This window comes from Arthrobacter sp. 10T425, assembly GCF_056393985.1.
The window spans coordinates 112,825-128,968 of record NZ_JBFTGZ010000006.1 but is presented as its reverse complement, the minus strand read 5'-3'; the positions used below and the strand labels follow the sequence as shown (position 1 = coordinate 128,968).

The 16,144-nt window shown below is 68.6% G+C and carries 13 protein-coding genes and 1 tRNA gene; 7 read left to right on the top strand and 7 right to left on the bottom strand.

The window, feature by feature from the left end; all coding sequences use genetic code 11:
* Positions 1 to 54: 54 nt before the first annotated feature.
* Positions 55 to 1,656, top strand: coding sequence for a chitinase (locus AC1DDH_RS09380; protein WP_476858034.1), 1,602 nt, complete (start codon positions 55 to 57; stop codon positions 1,654 to 1,656).
* 75 nt (positions 1,657 to 1,731) lie between these two features.
* Here AC1DDH_RS09380 and AC1DDH_RS09375 read toward each other — a convergent pair whose 3' ends face one another.
* Positions 1,732 to 2,529 (bottom strand): DUF998 domain-containing protein, encoded by a 798-nt coding sequence (locus AC1DDH_RS09375; protein WP_476858033.1) that lies wholly within the window; start codon positions 2,527 to 2,529, stop codon positions 1,732 to 1,734.
* An 82-nt stretch (positions 2,530 to 2,611) separates the two neighbouring features.
* On the opposite strand from AC1DDH_RS09375, the gene AC1DDH_RS09370 reads away from it, so the two are divergent.
* From AC1DDH_RS09370 to AC1DDH_RS09360, 3 genes are all read left to right on the top strand, one after another.
* Positions 2,612 to 2,684: transfer RNA gene (locus AC1DDH_RS09370), tRNA-Arg, on the top strand.
* A gap of 1 nt (position 2,685) precedes the next feature.
* Positions 2,686 to 3,303, top strand: a complete 618-nt coding sequence (locus AC1DDH_RS09365; protein ID WP_476955297.1) for a DUF6314 family protein — start codon at positions 2,686 to 2,688, stop codon at positions 3,301 to 3,303.
* Complete coding sequence (locus AC1DDH_RS09360) at positions 3,300 to 3,707, top strand: NUDIX hydrolase (protein ID WP_223914278.1); 408 nt, start codon at positions 3,300 to 3,302, stop codon at positions 3,705 to 3,707. Before AC1DDH_RS09365 ends, AC1DDH_RS09360 begins: the two co-directional genes overlap by 4 nt.
* 46 nt (positions 3,708 to 3,753) lie before the next feature.
* On the opposite strand, the gene AC1DDH_RS09355 is transcribed toward AC1DDH_RS09360, so the two are convergent.
* Positions 3,754 to 5,667 (bottom strand): ABC transporter ATP-binding protein, encoded by a 1,914-nt coding sequence (locus AC1DDH_RS09355; RefSeq protein ID WP_476887445.1) that lies wholly within the window; start codon positions 5,665 to 5,667, stop codon positions 3,754 to 3,756.
* Positions 5,664 to 7,331 carry an ABC-F family ATP-binding cassette domain-containing protein gene (locus AC1DDH_RS09350; RefSeq protein ID WP_476955296.1) on the bottom strand — a complete coding sequence of 556 codons (1,668 nt, stop codon included), beginning with the start codon at positions 7,329 to 7,331 and terminating at the stop codon, positions 5,664 to 5,666. The genes AC1DDH_RS09355 and AC1DDH_RS09350 overlap by 4 nt, the downstream gene beginning before the upstream one ends.
* Positions 7,332 to 7,609: 278 nt before the next feature.
* On the opposite strand from AC1DDH_RS09350, the gene AC1DDH_RS09345 reads away from it, so the two are divergent.
* Genes AC1DDH_RS09345 through AC1DDH_RS09335 form a run of 3 tightly spaced genes read left to right on the top strand, consistent with a single transcriptional unit; the run spans position 7,610 to position 9,871 of the window.
* The gene (locus AC1DDH_RS09345; protein ID WP_230012263.1) at positions 7,610 to 8,356 is read left to right on the top strand and encodes a hypothetical protein; all 747 of its coding nucleotides are present in this window, start codon (positions 7,610 to 7,612) and stop codon (positions 8,354 to 8,356) included.
* Positions 8,353 to 9,084, top strand: a complete 732-nt coding sequence (locus AC1DDH_RS09340; RefSeq protein WP_476858029.1) for a hypothetical protein — start codon at positions 8,353 to 8,355, stop codon at positions 9,082 to 9,084. The genes AC1DDH_RS09345 and AC1DDH_RS09340 overlap by 4 nt, the downstream gene beginning before the upstream one ends.
* Positions 9,085 to 9,127: 43 nt before the next feature.
* Entirely contained in the window at positions 9,128 to 9,871 is a 744-nt protein-coding gene (locus AC1DDH_RS09335) for a hypothetical protein (RefSeq protein WP_476858028.1), read from the top strand.
* 258 nt (positions 9,872 to 10,129) lie between these two features.
* Here AC1DDH_RS09335 and AC1DDH_RS09330 read toward each other — a convergent pair whose 3' ends face one another.
* The 4 genes from AC1DDH_RS09330 to AC1DDH_RS09315 form a co-directional block, all read right to left on the bottom strand.
* Entirely contained in the window at positions 10,130 to 13,165 is a 3,036-nt protein-coding gene (locus AC1DDH_RS09330) for an alpha-mannosidase (protein ID WP_476955295.1), read from the bottom strand.
* Between the two features lie 90 nt (positions 13,166 to 13,255).
* Positions 13,256 to 14,128: a formate dehydrogenase accessory sulfurtransferase FdhD gene (gene fdhD / locus AC1DDH_RS09325; protein ID WP_476955294.1), complete on the bottom strand. Its 873-nt coding sequence runs from the start codon at positions 14,126 to 14,128 to the stop codon at positions 13,256 to 13,258.
* Between the two features lie 134 nt (positions 14,129 to 14,262).
* Positions 14,263 to 15,852: a molybdopterin molybdotransferase MoeA gene (locus AC1DDH_RS09320; RefSeq protein ID WP_476955293.1), complete on the bottom strand. Its 1,590-nt coding sequence runs from the start codon at positions 15,850 to 15,852 to the stop codon at positions 14,263 to 14,265.
* Complete coding sequence (locus AC1DDH_RS09315; RefSeq protein WP_079555354.1) at positions 15,849 to 16,136, bottom strand: DUF6457 domain-containing protein; 288 nt, start codon at positions 16,134 to 16,136, stop codon at positions 15,849 to 15,851. Before AC1DDH_RS09315 ends, AC1DDH_RS09320 begins: the two co-directional genes overlap by 4 nt.
* Between the last annotated feature and the right edge of the window lie 8 nt (positions 16,137 to 16,144).

The window sequence follows — 16,144 nt, the reverse complement described above, 5'->3', positions numbered from 1 at the left end:
CCGGCTGCCGGCGCGTGCCCGGCTGCCCAACGAAAGACGCACAAGGGGGGCCCCGTGTCCGAACGATTCCCAGGCCGCAAACTATCTGTGGTCCGGCTGGGTGTACTCATCGGCGCCGTGGTGGCGGCCGCCGGCGGCGGCGTTGTCGCATGGGGCAACTTCCAGGACGTCCGGGCGGCCGAGGCCATCCCGTCCGTTTTCTCGGGATATGTCGATGTCACGGCCACGCCCCGGTACGCATTCGAGGACCCGGCGTCCAAGGAAGCCGAAAAGGTCGTGCTGTCCTTCGTGGTGGCTGATCCCAAGGAGCCGTGCTCACCTTCCTGGGGGGCGGCCTACTCCCTCTCCGACGCCGCGGCCTCACTGGACCTGGACCGGCGGGTGGCCCGGCTTCAGCAGCTCGGCGGCAGCGTGGCGGTGTCCTTCGGCGGGCTGGCCAACCAGGAGTTGGCCGTCACGTGCACCGATCCTGCCCAGCTCAAGTCGGCGTACCGGACCGTCGTCGACCGCTACCAGGTCAGCAGCATCGATCTGGACGTGGAAGGCGAGGCCCTGTCCGACCCCGCGGCCCTTCAGCGGCGCTCAGTGGCCATCGCCGCGCTCCAGCAGGAGCGCCAGCGCGAGGGCAAGTCCCTGAGCGTCTGGCTGACGCTGCCGGCGGATCCCAACGGCCTCACGGCGACCGGCAGCGACGCTGTCCAGAAGATGATCGCTGCGGGGGTCGACCTCACCGGCGTGAACGCCATGACCATGGACTACGGCGGAAGCATGCTGCCGGGCCGGTCGATGTACGAGAACGCGGTATCCGCCGCGGAAGCCACCCATCAGCAACTGACCGGCCTGTACCGGGCCGCCGGCACCGAACTCGGCAGCGGAACGGTGTGGCGCAAAGTCGGGTTGACGCCGATGATCGGCCAGAACGACGTCGCCGGCGAAATTTTCACCCTCAAGGACGCCCAGGAACTCAGCGCCTACGCCAGTGCCCGCGGCATCGGCCGGCTTTCCATGTGGTCCCTGAACCGTGACCGCACCTGCAGCCAGAACTTCCCGGACGTCACGAAGGTTTCCGATGGCTGCAGCGGCGTGGACCAGGGAAGCTCGTCCTTCGCCACGATCCTCGGCGCGGGTGTCATGGCCAGCCCGTCGTCTGCGCCTGCCGCCGCGGCTGCGCCGACGCCGGTCCCGGCCGTCAGCGACAATCCCTCCACCAGCCCGTACCCGGTGTGGTCCGAGAACACCGCCTACACCGCCGGGGAGCGGATCGTATGGCATTCGAACGTCTACGAGGCCAAATGGTGGACCCGCGCCGACACCCCGGATGATCCCGTCCTCCAGGGCACCGCGACCCCCTGGCGCATTATCGGTCCGGTCCTGGCCGCTGACCGGCCTACCCCGCAGCTGACGGCACCGGCCGGGACCGCCCCGGCGTGGCAGCCCGCCACGGTCTACCGCAAGGGCGCACGGGTGCTCTTCGAAGGTCGGGTCTTCGAAGCAAAATGGTGGACCCAGACCGACAGCCCCGAAGCTGCGCTGCAGGGATCGCCGGAGTCGCCGTGGTCAAAGCTGCGGGACGAGGAACTGATGAAGCTCATGGCCCCGGCGACGGCGACTGCCACCCCGCTTCCCAGCGCGACGGCGTCCGCGCCGGCGCCCTAAGGGCCCGCTTCACCGGGCCCGGGCCCTCCAGCCCGGGCCTTGTGGCCTGCACGGGCCCGCCTCAACGTGCCTGCCTCAGCGGGCCTGGGCCCGGGCGAGCTTGCGCGCCGTGCGTTCGTGCTGGACCCGCTGGGCGATGACAAGGCCGGCCGCGGCGACGCCGACGGTGATGGGATAGCCCATGAGCCGTTCCAGGGCACCGGGTTCCGGCACGTGCATGCCTGTCAGCCCGCCCGCAATGAGCGCCGCCAGGGACACCGCCCCGCAGCCCAGGATGAACCACCCGAGCGGCGTCTGCCGGAGCCAAAGCCAACCGAGAATCAGGAGCGCCAGGGCGCCGGCGGCGAAGTACATCAGGGCGCCGGCCAGGTGCCAGGCCGATCCCGTGTCCTCGGGCACCAGCCCCACGATGACCGTTCCTGCCCCGGCGGCGCCGGTCAGCAGCCGCGCGGCGGCCGCTGCCACCACCCCTGCAGCCCACCGCGCGCGGCCGTGCGGCCGCCCCGGTACCCGGCCGCGCCCGACTGGCACTGCGGTCCGCGCGGCACAGCACAGGAGCGCCGAGCCGAGCAGCAACGCGCCGACCACCATGCCAAGGCCTTGGACCACAAATGACGCGTTCATCAGCAGGTGCGCCGGCGAGCAGACGTCCCGGCCGGAGAACTCTCCGCACGCCACGGCGCCGAGGTCGCTGATGTAGCCCGTGCGGCGGCTGTATGGCTCCGCTCCCGCCCAGGCACCGATCACAGCCGACTCGGCCACGAAATACTGCAGCACGCTCAGCTTCGCCAGGGCCCCGACGTAAAACCTGGTCGCGGCCACATCGGGGTAGTAGAGGGCTCCGGCGGAAAGCTCGGTGGTTCCTGCAGTCATGCCAAGAGCGTAGTACGCGCGCTCACCTTGTATGCTTATATCCGTGTCCGACCGGACCGGCCCCGGCCGCCCGCGGATACCCGCCCTCGTAGCTCAGTGGATAGAGCACGGCTCTCCTAAAGCCGGTGTCGTTGGTTCGATTCCAATCGAGGGCACTTGAACATTCCTGCCCCGGACGAAACCCCGGACACGGGTCCGGGCTTTGACCTCCGCGCCTACCTGCGCGGTTCCTGGTCCGTCGACCGCACCCTGCTGGACCGCAGCACCGGCACCAGCGGAACCTTCACCGGCGTCGTACGCTTCACTGCCGACGACGACGGCGGCCTGTGGTGGCGTGAAGAAGGCACCGTGCGCTGGGCACCCCCGGGCGGCGCGCCGTTCTCCGGCCCGGCGAGCCGGGTATATCTGCTGCGGCCGGCGGACACCCCCGATGTCCTGGACGTGTACTTCCCGGACGGCCGCCCCTTCCACCGCATGGGCTTCGCCGGGCAAACCAATCAGGACGAGCACTGGTGCGACCCGGACACGTACCGCGTGACATACACCTTCCGCGGTCCGGACCAATGCGGCTACCGCTGGGACGTCACCGGGCCGGCCAAGGACCAGCTGCTGGAGTCCGTCCTGCGACGGCTAAAAGCAAAACCAGAAGCAAGACCAGAGGCAAGCCCAGGCCCGGATCCCGAGACAAGGCCAGGCGTGACGCCGGGAGTAACCCTGGATATGACCCCCGATGCGACGCCGGATGCCGCGCCGGATTCAGGGCGCGCCGGGTGAACCCGCGCATCGTCGTCTCCGCCGTCTGCGTTTTCGATCGCTCCGGACGCCTCCTGACCGTCCGCAAACGCGGCACGGACAAGTTCATGCACCCCGGCGGCAAACCCGAGGCCGGCGAAACAGCGGCCCAGGCAGCGGCGCGCGAGCTCCAGGAGGAAGTGGGGATCGTGCTGGCCCCGGACCGCCTGGACCTGCTGGGTTGCTGGCTGGCGGATGCCGCCAACGAGGCGGCCACCCAGATCGAGGCCACGGTCTTCACGGCGCCCGGGGTGTGGAGCGCCCGGCCCTCGGCGGAAATCGCCGAGATCCGCTGGCTGGACCTGTCCGCCGAACTGCCCGGCGACCTCGCCCCGCTGCTGACGGACCATGTGCTGCCGGCCCTGTCCGCCAAGCCGTCCTGCTAGGACCTCCACCGGCCAGGACCTCCAACGCCGGCTTCCAAACGGCGGCTCAGTAACCGGGCACGGATTCCTGGGCCACCGCGCTGGCCTCGGAGAACTGCGTCCGGTACAGCTCCGCATAGCGGCCCTCGGCGGCAAGAAGCTCCCGGTGGGTACCGCGCTCCACGATCGAGCCGTCCTCCACCACCAGGATCGCGTCCGCCGCACGGATCGTCGAGAGACGGTGGGCGATCACGACGGCGGTACGGCCTTCCAGCGCGGCGCCCAGCGCCTCCTGGACGGCGGCCTCGTTGGTCGAATCCAGCGCGGCGGTGGCTTCGTCGAGGATGACCACCCGCGGCTGGGCGATCAGCAGGCGGGCGATCGTCAGGCGTTGCCGCTCGCCGCCGGAGAGCCGGTAGCCGCGCTCCCCCACCACAGTGTCCAGCCCATCGGGCAGGGACCGGATCATGTCTTCGAGCCGGGCGCGGCGCAGCGCATCCCACATCTGCTCTTCGGTGGCCTCCGGCCGGGCCAGGCGCAGGTTGGAGGCGATGCTCTCATGGAACAGGTGACCGTCCTGCGTCACCATGCCGAGGGTCGCGCGCATCGAGTCGAACGTGAGGTCACGGACGTCCACGCCCGCGCCGGGCGTCGTGCCGCCGAAGCGGATGGCGCCGGAGTCGACGTCGTACAGGCGTGACAGGAGCTGCGCAATGGTCGACTTGCCTGCCCCGGAGGAGCCGACGAGGGCCACCGTCTGGCCCGGCTCCACCCGGAAGCTGATGCCGTGCAGCACTTCCTCGCCGCCGCGGGTGTCCAGGGTCAGCACGTCCTCCAGGGAGGCCAGCGAGACTTTGTCCGCCGAGGGGTAGGCGAAGCGGACGTTGTCGAACTCCACCGAGAGCGGACCTGGCGGGGAGGCCACCGCGTCCGGCTTCTGCTGGATGAGCGGCTTGAGGTCCAGGATCTCGAAGACGCGTTCGAAGCTGACCAGGGCGCTCATGATCTCGACCCGCGCGTTTGAAAGTGCCGTGAGCGGCGCGTACAGGCGGGTGAGCAGCAGTGCCAGCACGACGACGTCGCCCGCGTTCAACTGCCCGGCGAGCGCGAGCCAGCCGCCCAGGCCGTACACCAGTGCCAGTGCCAAGGCCGAGACCAGTGTCAGCGCCGTGACGAAGGTGAACTGCAGCATGGCGGTGCGGACGCCGATGTCCCGGACGCGGCCGGCCCGGAGGGCGAACTCGCGGGATTCCTCGTCGGGGCGGCCGAAGAGCTTGACCAGCGTGGCGCCAGGCGCGGAGAAGCGCTCGGTCATCTGGGTGCCCATGGTGGCGTTGTGTTCGGCGGCTTCGCGCCGCAGATCGGCCAGCTTGGAGCCCATCCGGCGGGCCGGGATCAGGAAGATCGGCAGCAGGATCATGGCGAGCACGGTCACAAGCCACGATTTATTCAGCATCACCGCGAGGGTCAGCGCCAGGGCCACGACGTTGCTGACCACGCCGGAGAGCGTGCCGGCGAAGGCTGACTGCGCGCCAATGACATCGTTGTTCAGCCGGCTGACGAGGGCCCCGGTCCGGGTCCGGGTGAAGAACGCGATCGGCATCTTTTGGACGTGGTCGAAGACCTTCGTGCGCAGGTCCACGATCACGCCTTCGCCGATAGTGGAGGACATCCAGCGCGTCACCAAGCCGATTCCGGCCTCGGCGATCGCGACGACGGCGATCAGGACGGCGAGCCAGATCACGGTTCCGGCATCCGCGTGGGCGATGATCGCGTCGACCACCTGCCCGGCGAGGACCGGGGTGGCGACGGCCAGGAAGGCCATCACGATGGACAGCAGCACGAAGGCGATCAGTTTGCCGCGGTGGGGGCGGGCAAAACTGAAGACGCGCTTCAGGGTCTCCTTCGAGAACGGCTTGGACCCGCTGGAGGCGCGGGTGATGTTGTAGAGGGAGCTCCAGGCGACCCGGTCCATGCTCATTTGGTGTTGCCTTTCGGGGCATCGGCGTGCAGTTCGGTGACGACGCCGTTCTCGACGTTCCAGCGCACGTCCAGGCGGACGTTTTCCAGCAGCCGGCGGTCGTGGGTGACCAGCAGTAGCGCGCCGTCATAGCTGTCGAGGGCTTCCTCGAGCTGTTCGATGGCGGGCAGGTCAAGGTGGTTGGTGGGTTCGTCCAGAACGAGCAGGTTCACGCCGCGGGCCTGCAGCAGCGCCAGGGCTGCCCGGGTCCGTTCCCCCGGGGAGAGGGAGTCCACGGCCCGGTTGGTGTGATCGGCTTTGAGGCCGAATTTGGCCAACAGGGTGCGCACCTCGGCCGGGGTCTGCTCCGTCAGGACGGCCTCAACGGCGTCTGCGAGCAACAGTCCGCCGGCCAAGAGCCCGCGCGCCTGGTCGATCTCGCCGACGGCCACGGACGCGCCCATGGACGCGTCACCGGAGTCGGGCTGCTGGACGCCGAGCAGGAGCCGGAGCAGGGTGGATTTGCCGGCGCCGTTCGGACCCGTGATCCCGATCCGTTCCCCCGCATTCAGCTGCAGGTTCACCGGGCCGAGAGTGAAGTCGCCCTGTACCGCGACGGCGTCGCGCAAGGTGGCCACGACGGCGCTGGAGCGGGGTGCCGCCCCGATGCTGAACTGCAGCTGCCATTCCTTGCGCGGCTCTTCCACTTCTTCGAGCCGGGCGATGCGGGACTCCATCTGCCGGACCTTCTGGCCCTGCTTCTCGGAGGACTCGGTGCTGGCCGCCCGGCGGATCTTGTCGTTGTCCGGGTTCTTCTTCATGGCGTTGCGGACGCCCTGGGAGCTCCATTCGCGCTGGGTGCGGGCCCGGGAGACGAGGTCCGCCTTGATGTTCGCGTACTCCTCGAAGCGTTCCCGGGCGTGCCGGCGGGCGACGGCGCGTTCCTCCAGGTAGGCCTCGTAGCCGCCGTCGTATACCGCCACCGAGTTTTGGGCCAGATCCAGTTCCACGATCGTGGTGACGCAGCGCGCCAGGAACTCGCGGTCATGCGAGACCAGGACGGCGCCGCCGCGCAGGCCCTGCACGAAGGCCTCGAGCTTGGCCAGGCCGTTGAGGTCCAGGTCGTTGGTGGGTTCGTCCAGGAGCACGATGTCGAACCGGCTCAGCAGCAGGGCGGCGAGCGCCACGCGGGCCGCCTGGCCACCGGACAGGCCAGTCATTCCGGCGTCGGGGCCCACATCGAGGCCAAGGTCCGCCAGGACGGACGGGATGCGGTCCTCCAGGTCAGCGGCGCCGGAGGCCATCCAGCGGTCGAAGGCCAGGGAGTAGGCGTCGTCGGAGCCCGGAGCGCCGGAGCCCAGCGCCTCCGCGGTGGATTCCATCTCCAGGGTCGCCTGGGCACAGCCGGTGCGCCGGGCGATGTAGCCCGCGACCGTTTCGCCGGCAATCCGTTCGTGTTCCTGCGGCAGCCAGCCGACAAAGGCGTCGGCGGGGGCCAGGCTCACGGTGCCTTCCTGCGGACCGTCGACGCCGGCCAGCAGCCGCAGCAGGGTTGATTTGCCGGCACCATTGGCGCCGACGACGCCGACGACGTCGCCGGGGGCTACGGTCAGGGACAGCTTCGAGAAGAGTGTGCGGTGATCGTGTCCACCGGAAAGATCCTTGGCAACAAGGGTTGCAGTCATTACTTCATCCTCTCACTGCGGCCCAAAACGGGCCTCCCGTCTGGGAGAAACTGCGGGTCCGGACGGGACAGAAAACCGGCCGGGCATAGAAGAACCCGCCGGTCCGGACTTGGGGGGTGTACGGACCAGCGGGTTCGACCATTTAGCATAGTTGAATTAGGACCTCACGCAAAATCCCAGCCCGCACCGCCACACCGCCGCCACCCCCCGCCTCAATCGCCGCTGCCCCACCGCATGCCAGTAGCCATACTGCCCGTCGACTCCGCAGGAAGCCCTAGATGCCACTACCCGCAAAGGCGTTCCAACTCTGGCTTCATCGGGTTGCCCCGTCCGCGAGCACAGCCGATCTCTGCCGGATCTCCGGGATCAAGCGCACCACCTTCGCCCAGCAGTTGGTCCGCGGGAAGGTGGCCGAAACCACCCTGGTCAGCATCAGCCGGGCCCTGGATTTGAGTCCGCTGGCGGAACTCGCTTCCTTCGAGCACTATGCGGAGCTGGCCGCCCCGCCGCAGCCGCCGACCCCGGCCGAACTCGTCAGCCAGGTCGCCACTATGGACCTGTTGCGCGCCGTCATTTCGCGTTCTTCCCCGGCCTACGGCGGCTACGGCGACCAGGGCAGCTCAATGACCCCGGCTCTGAGCCCCGCACCGCACGCCACGTCGGTCCGGAACTGGGTGGATGCGATTGACGATGGTGAATTGCGCCACCGGGTTTCGGCCGCCACCGGGGTGGCACCGCAAAATTACTCCGCGCAGCTCACGGCAAACCGGCTGTCCCCCGAGCTTGCGGTCGCGACGGCCCGCGCGGCGGGCGTAGGCTTCACGGGCGGGCTCGTCGCCACGGGCCTGATAACTGAGGCTGAGGCCGGCTGGACGGCCGGGGCGAAGCAAGCCGCGTTGGACGCTCTTTCCGACGGCGACCTTAGTGCCCTGGCCGGGGAACGTCTTCAGGCGCTCGGAAAATCGCTGCGGCGCCATGAGCAGGAGCAGGCACAAACACAAAAGATTTGGGAGAACCTCGGATGATCGCGATCCTGCAGTGGACCACACTGGCGATGTGCTGCGTCGCCACGCTCGTCCGCGTGCCCAGTGTCCTGCGGGGTGAGAACCGGTCCCTGTTCTGGATCCTTGCGCTGATGACCCTGGCGATCCTGCTCAGCATCGATGCCCCGTATCTGGCCGTGGACCAAGCCCTGGGAGGCATGAACGTCGCCAACCTGCTGCTGCGCTTCGTCATTTTCGCCGTCATCTTCTTCCTTGGTCTCCGGATGGCCCGGGGCTTCAGCGCGTGCGACGCCCTGCGGCTCATCACCGGCCCCATCGGCATCGCAGTAGCCGCTGCCGCCTCGGCTGTGGTGGTGGTGGTCTTCCTCATGATGGATACCGCCGGCTCCTCGGCGGGTTTGGTCGCCGTGTTCGCCAAGGACGGCCGCAATGCCGCCCTGGTGGAGTATTACGGGGCCGCCGGGCGCCTGTACCCGGCGTTCATCACCGCGGCCCTGTTTCCGGCGATGCTGCGGACCCTGCGCAGCGGACTTCCGGCCCTTGTCCGGTCCAGCGCCGGGTTGCTGGCCGTGGGCACCGTGGCCATCTGCCTCAGCCTGCTCTCCCCGGTCATCCCTCCGCCCCTCGGGTTCATGCGGTTCGTCATCAACTACTCGGCGGTCCTGTGCCTGGTCCTGGGACTGTGCATGATCTGGCTGGCTAAGACGCTTGCGAAGCGTGCGCCGAAGAAGCATGCTGGCATGATCTGACCACTTTGGGGCTGAGCAGGCAAGCGATGTGGGAGAACCGGGAATGATTGCAACCCTCCAGTGGGGCACGCTGATCATCTGCACCGTGGTGCTCCTCCTCCGCGTTCCGGATGCGTTCCAGGGGCGGAACAGGACCGTCTTCTGGATCCTGGTGCTCGCGACCCTGTGCAGCCTGCTCTCGGTGCCCGGCCCCTATGAGGCGATCGATGGGGCGCTGGGGGGATGGAACCTCGCCCACCTGATCTTGCGCTTCCTCGTATTCGCCGCGGTCCTGCTGGTGGGTCTGCGCGTGGCTCGGGGCCTGGCAGACGAGCCCGGCTACCGCCTCATCGCGGGGCCGGCAGGGCGCTGGGCCCTGGCCCTCAGCGCCGTCGTCGTGGCGGTGACCTTCTTCTTCATGGACACCCGCGGGTCCTCGGCCGGCATGCTGGACATCGCGGACAACGGGGGACGCAATGCCGCCCTGGCGCCGTTCTACGCCGCGGCCGGCCGCACCTATCCTGCTTTCGTCTCCCTCGCCCTGCTGCCGGCATTGGTGGCCACCACCAGGAGCCAGCTGCCGCGGCTGGTGCGTGCCGCGGCCCTCCTGACATGCCTCGGCGCCCTCGCCACCGCCTGCAGCGTACCTGCCTCCTTCGCCCCGAAAGCGTGGACCCTCGCTCAGCAGACGGTCAACTATTTGGCCGTCCTGGGCTATGTCCTGGGCCTGGGACTGTTCTGGGCTTCCGGGCTCGCCGCCAAAGAATCTCATAACGCTCGCGCAACATTTCGCAAGAACCAAAAGTAGGCATTCACAAAATCATTAGACCGTGAGAGAATCATGAATGTGTGAATGCGGCAATCGCTTCGTGTACGGAAGTCAGCCGTGCGAAGCAGAGGCAGCCGTCCAAGCGCCATTGGGGGGATGAGTGGTAGCGGTCCGGTAGGACCGCTCCCACTCAGCCTGTTTAAGGGGTTTTCCGGTTGTTCCCGACAGTATTCGGATTCCCCGACACTGCGGGCCGGATTCCCCTGCGGGAAAGGCGGCGTCAGGCGGCCCTGCCTGTTAGCGCACAAACCTCAGCGTGACCAGCTGGAAGGGCCGCAACGTCAGCTCGGCGGAATTGCCGCCCGCCGTCACTCCCGGGGCATCGACGGGCCGTTCCAACAGATCCACGGCGTGCAGCCCGCGGACCGGGAAATTGGCCTTCACCGCGCCGGTGGACCGCTCCCCCAGTGCTTCGTAGAACCGGACAATCACATCCCCGGAACCGTCTTCAGCGAGTTTGACCGCTTCAATGACAAGGGCCTGATTGACCACCGTGACCAGCGGTTCCACCCCGTGCGCCCCGTGCACCATCCGCGGCGCCAGGTTGGTGCGGTAGCCCTCTTCGACGGCGTCGGCGATCGTGGCGCCCGGACGGACCGTGACGTGCAGCTCGTGCCTGCCCTGGTCCGCGCCGGGATCCGGAAACTTCGGTGCCCGCAGGAGCGAGAGCCGCACTGTGGTGGTGGTGCCGCCGTCGTCCTCCCGGACATTGCGGGTGACGTCGTGGCCATAGCTGGAAGCGTTGGAGATCGCCACCCCATAGCCCGGCTCGGCGACGTGGATCCAGCGGTGGGCGCAGATTTCGAATTTCGCGGCCTCCCAGGACGTGTTGACATGGGTCGGGCGGAACACGTGCCCGAACTGCGTCTCCGCCGCCGACCGGTCGGCCCTGACATCCAATGCAAAACCCAGCTTGAGCAGCTTTTCGCTCTCCTGCCAGTCCACGGCCGTAGTGATCGCGAGCGAGTCTGCACCCGGCGCTAGTGTAATCCGTTGGGTCACCGCGGAGGACCCGGCCATCCGCTCCACCACCACGACGGCGGCCGGGTTTTCGCCCCGGGGGTCGCGCTCCAGCGCCACCGAAAGCGCCTGTTCCAGACGGACGACGTTCCTGCGGTAGAAGGCGTCGATGTCCCACGCGTCCCATTCATTGGGCGTGTCCCGGTGCAGCTCCAGGAGGTTTCCCACCTCGCCGGGAGCAATCGCCTCGCGTCCGGTGGCCCGGTCCGTGAGGGAGACCAGCAGTCCGCGGGCATCCACCACGGCACGGATGATGCCATTGTCCAGGATGTAGCCGCCGCCGTCCTCAGTGACCTCTACCGGCTGCCCGGGCCGGACCGGTTCAGCAGCCGCCAGGGCAGGCACGCCCAGGCGCTCGTGCGGGGCGGCGTTGAGCAGGAATTCCCGGCTGCCGGTGCCGAGGGCCGCCGCGGCGGCGTTCGTGATGATCGCTTCCAGTCCCCGTTCGACGGCGGCGTAGTTCCGTTCGGCGTCCTGGTGGACCCAAGCGATGGAACTTCCCGGCAGGATGTCGTGAAACTGCTGCAGCAGGACCAGCCGCCAGAGGCGCTTGAGCTCCGCAGCCGGGTAGCGGTGCCCGGTCCGCACAGCCGCGGTGGCACTCCAGAGCTCGGCTTCCCGGAGGAGGTGCTCGCTGCGCCGGTTCCCCAGCTTGGTCCTGGCCTGGCTGGTGTAGGTGCCGCGGTGCAGTTCCAGGTACATCTCCCCCACCCAGACCGGAAGGGGCTCATACTCGGCCTGGGCCTGGCTGAAGAAGCTGGCCGCCGAGCCGACCCGCACCTTCGGGGATCCTTCCAGATCCGCCGTGCGCTGCGCTGCGGCCAGCATCTCGCGTGTTGGGCCCCCGCCGCCGTCGCCGTACCCGAACGGAACCAGCGACGTGCCTCCGCGTCCGTGGTCCCGGTAGTTCCGTTCTGCGTGCGCCAGGTCCCGGGCACTGAGGTCGGAGTTGTAGCTGTCCACCGGTGGGAAATGGGTGAAGATGCGGGTGCCGTCGATTCCCTCCCAGTTGAAGGTGTGGTGAGGCATCCTGTTGACCTGGTTCCAGGAGATCTTCTGGGTCAGGAACCAGCGGCTGCCTGCGGCCTTGATGATCTGCGGCAGGGCAGCGGAATACCCGAAGGTGTCCGGCAGCCACGCCTCCTGGCAATCAACCCCGAATTCGGCCAGGAAAAAGCTTTTACCCTCGAGGAACTGCCGTGCCATGGCCTCGCCGCCGGGCATGTTGGAGTCGGATTCGACCCACATCCCGCCGACGGGAACGAACTGGCCGGCGCGGACCTTGTCCCGGATGCGCCCGAAGAGCTCCGGATAGTACTCCTTCATCCACGCGAGCTGCTGGGCGGAGGAGCACGAAAAGATGAAATCGGGATTCTCGTCCATCAGGGCCACGACGTTGGAGAACGTCCGGGCGCACTTGCGGATGGTTTCCCGGACCGGCCACAACCAGGCCGAATCGATGTGGGCGTGGCCCGTGGCCACAAGCTGGTGCGCCGAGGCATAGGCCGGCCGGGACAGGGCTCCGGCCAAGGCGGCCCGTCCGGCCTCCGCGGTCCCGGCAACGTCGTCGGGGTCCATGATGTCCAGCATGCGTTCGAGCGACCGCAGGATGTCGTGGCGGCGGGGCAGGTCCATGGGCAGTTCGTGCATCAGCCCGCTGAGCGTGAGGATGTCCTGCTGCAGTTCCCAGACGGTCTGGTTGCGTTCGGCGATGGCGATCCTGCCGAGGCGGTACTTCGGCTCGCTGCCCGACGTCGCCTTGTCGCCGTAGGGGGTGGCGGCGAAAGTCCAGTTCTGGGACAAGTCGGGATTGGCCGCGGCTTCGACGTAGAAGTCAACGGCCATGCCACTGCCCAGGACCTTGAGCGGGATGTACTGGTTCCGCGGCGAGATCGCCTTGATGATGGTCCCGTCGGACCGCCAGGCAATGCCTTCGCACTGGAATCCCGGGAGGTCGCCGCTGAAGCCGAGGTCCACGAGGACTTCCACGGAGGTTCCGGCCGCGGTTCCCCAGGCGTCCGGCACCTCACCCCGGAGCCGGAGCCACTTGGTGCTCCAGGGCCGGCCCCAGGCCACGCCTTGTTCCTGGGGCGTGAACTCCTGCCGCAGGGCCTCGAGCACCGGCACGGGTTCGTCCGGCGCGTCCCAGTTACTTAGCGTCAGCGGCACGCTGCGCGGGTAGACGGCCGGGCCGATCCGGTCACGCAGAAAGCGGTCCAGCCGGACTTCCGTAAGACGGCGGTCGTCGTGCAATGTGATCCTCTTCAGCGCTGGGGGGTCCGATCGACTCCAATCGATGGATAAAACTTACGCCGCGGAGAACCCGTTGGCCAACTGTTGCCCCTAGCCGGCCGCGGGCGCCGGAACGGCTACGCGTTGCTGGCCCGCGTACACGTTCAGGCTGGTCCCGCGGCTGAACCCGGCCAGTGTCATCCCGCTGGCCTCGGCGAGCTCGACGGCCAGGCTGGAGGGGGCACTGACAGCGGCGAGGACCGGGATGCCGGCGAGGGCAGCCTTTTGGACGAGCTCGAACGATGCACGGCCGGACACCTGCAGTACGGTGCCCCGGAGCGGGAGCAGGCCTTCGCGGAGCGCCCAGCCCACCACCTTGTCCACCGCGTTGTGCCGGCCCACGTCTTCGCGCAGGCACAGCAATTCGGCCGAGCCGTCGTCGGAGATCCTGAAGAGCCCGGCGGCGTGCACGCCGCCGGTGACTTCGAAGACCTCCTGGGCGGACCGGAGGGCGTCCGGGAGGGCCGCGAGCGTTTCGACGGGGACGGTCAGCGGATCGTGTGCCGGGCTGTAGTGCGAGGACTTCCGTACGGCATCGATCGAGTCAGTGCCGCAGATGCCGCAGGAACTGGAGGTGAAGACGTTGCGTCCGGTATGGGGTCGTACGACGTCGGGCCTGAGCTGGGCCTCCACCACGTTGAACGTCTGCATGCCGTCGGCGTCTTCGCCGGCGCAGAACCTGAGCGAGACCAGCTGTTCGGGAGCCCAGATGATCCCCTCCGAGACGAGGAAGCCTGCGACGAGGTCGAAGTCATTGCCCGGCGTTCGCATGGTGACGGAGAATGACATGTTGCCGAGCCGGATTTCCAGCGGTTCCTCGACGGCAAGGACGTCCTCCCGGTGCCGGACCGGGAATTCGAGGGCCTGCGGGGACCCGTCCAGGACGATCTTGTGCACCTTGCGGCGCTGTGTCACACGGCCCATCCGGTGCTCCTAAGCAACATAGTGTGCCGCTGTTTGAAGCTAGCGGCTGTTTGAATCTTTGGCTGGTTCCATCATTGTAAGTGCCTGATCCTGGCGGCGTGCCTTGTCTCCGCGCCGGCGCAGCGGGCCAGGACTCAGCCCAAAAGGGCACTCCAGTCCACCGGCCCGTCACTGGCCGAGGTTTTCCTGGCGGTCCGCTTCGCCGCCGGCTTCTGTTCGGCGGCCGCTGCCGACGCGTCAGGCAACGGCGCACCCCACGGGAGGGCGAAGGCGGGGACCAGTTCCCCCAGCTGCACGCCATGGGGCGGGACCACCAGCACACCGTCGGCGGCGGCCAGCCCCCGCATCATTCCCGGGCCGGTGTGCTGCGCCGGCGATGCCATGCCATAGAGCAGCCGGAAGGGCATGAGCCGGGTCCGGCCCGGGTCGGCGTCAATTGTCGAGCCGCAGGGCACCTCGCTGAGCGGGGGGATCGCGCTGTGCCCGAGTGCCGCCAGGAGTGGGGCACCGATCGTGGACAGCGCCATCATGGCCGCTAGCGGGTTTCCTGGCAGGCCGAGGATGTAACGGCCGTCCGGCAGCTCGGCCAGCACGGCGGGGTGGCCCGGGCGCATGGCGATTCCGTCGATCAGCAGGCGGCCGCCGAGCTCGGCGACCGAGCGCCTGAGGTGGTCTGTCCCGGAGCGCCCCGTGCCGCCGGTGGTGACCACGACGTCGGCAGGCAGGTTTTCACCGGCAGGATCGGTGTCCTCGAGGGCGGCGAGCCACTCGGCGTAGGTGTCGCCGACTTTCACTTCTTCGGTACAGATCCCGCCGAGCATTCCCACCACGGCGGCCAGTTGGGGTCCGAAGGTGTCGCGGACCTGCCCGGGTGCCGGTATCCCGCTCGTCACGACCTCGGAGCCAGTGAAAACGAGGCGGACCACGGCCTTGCCGAGCACGGGAAGGGTGTCACTTCCGGCCAGCGCGGCGAGGGCCAGATGGGCCGGGTTCAGGACCGTGCCGCGCTTGATCAGTACGTCCCCGGCGGCGGCTTCCTCCCCGGCCTTCCTGATGTGGTCGCCGTTGCGCGGGTCTCCCGGCTTCGCGGTGCCGCCCAGCTTCAGGACGGGCAGGCCGTCCTCGTCGGCGTCGATGATGCCGCTTTCGCTGCGCAACACGGCCTTGGCCCCGGGCGGGATGAGGCCGCCGGTGGCAATCGGGCTGCCCTGATGTGGTGCCAGACGCTGGCCGGGTTCGGCCAGGATCCAGGGGCCGCTGCCGTTGACGGCCCAGCCGTCCATGGCAGAGGAAGCGTAATGGGGCATGTCCTGCCGGGCAACGACGTCCGCCGCGAGCGTCCGGCCGAGCGTCTGCCGCAGCGGAACAGGGGCGGCCGGGATGGGAACGGCGCACTCGAACGCGAGTTGCCGGGCCTCCTGCCACGTGTGGGCCAGGTGCCTGTGCGGCTCCGCGGCAGTGTCCTCGTCCGCGGCGTCCTGGTCCGCGGCGTCCTGGTCCGCGGCGCCCTGGTCCCCTGCCTCCTCGTCCGCTGCATCCTGGTCCGCAGTGTCTTCGCCCGCTGCATCCTGGTGCGCCGCGATGTGAGGGCCACCAGGGCCGTCTACGGGAGCCTCTCCACCGCCAGTTCCGACGCCATTTCCGCCGGTATCGTTGACGCCATCTTCACCGCCATCTCTGCCAGGGGCAGCGGGGCCGTTGCCGTCCGGGGCCGCAGCCGTCATGCCCCGGAAGTTTCGGCGGCTGCGTAGTCCTTGGCGAGCCGGCGGGCCACGGCCATCGCGGACTCCATGGACACGGAGTCCGTGGCCTGCCCGGAGCCTGAGGCCAGGCCGGCCGCAAAGCCGGCAATGAATGTGGTCAGCGGTGCCGCCGGGCGCACCACGGAATGGGCGGCCACGCCGGCCAGGGCGAGGACCTCATTCACGTCAATCTCAACGTCGTCCAGCTCCAGGGCCTGGAGCAGGGCACGGCACCAGTCTTCCAGTGTTTCGTCCTGGCTTTTCACCGTTTGCC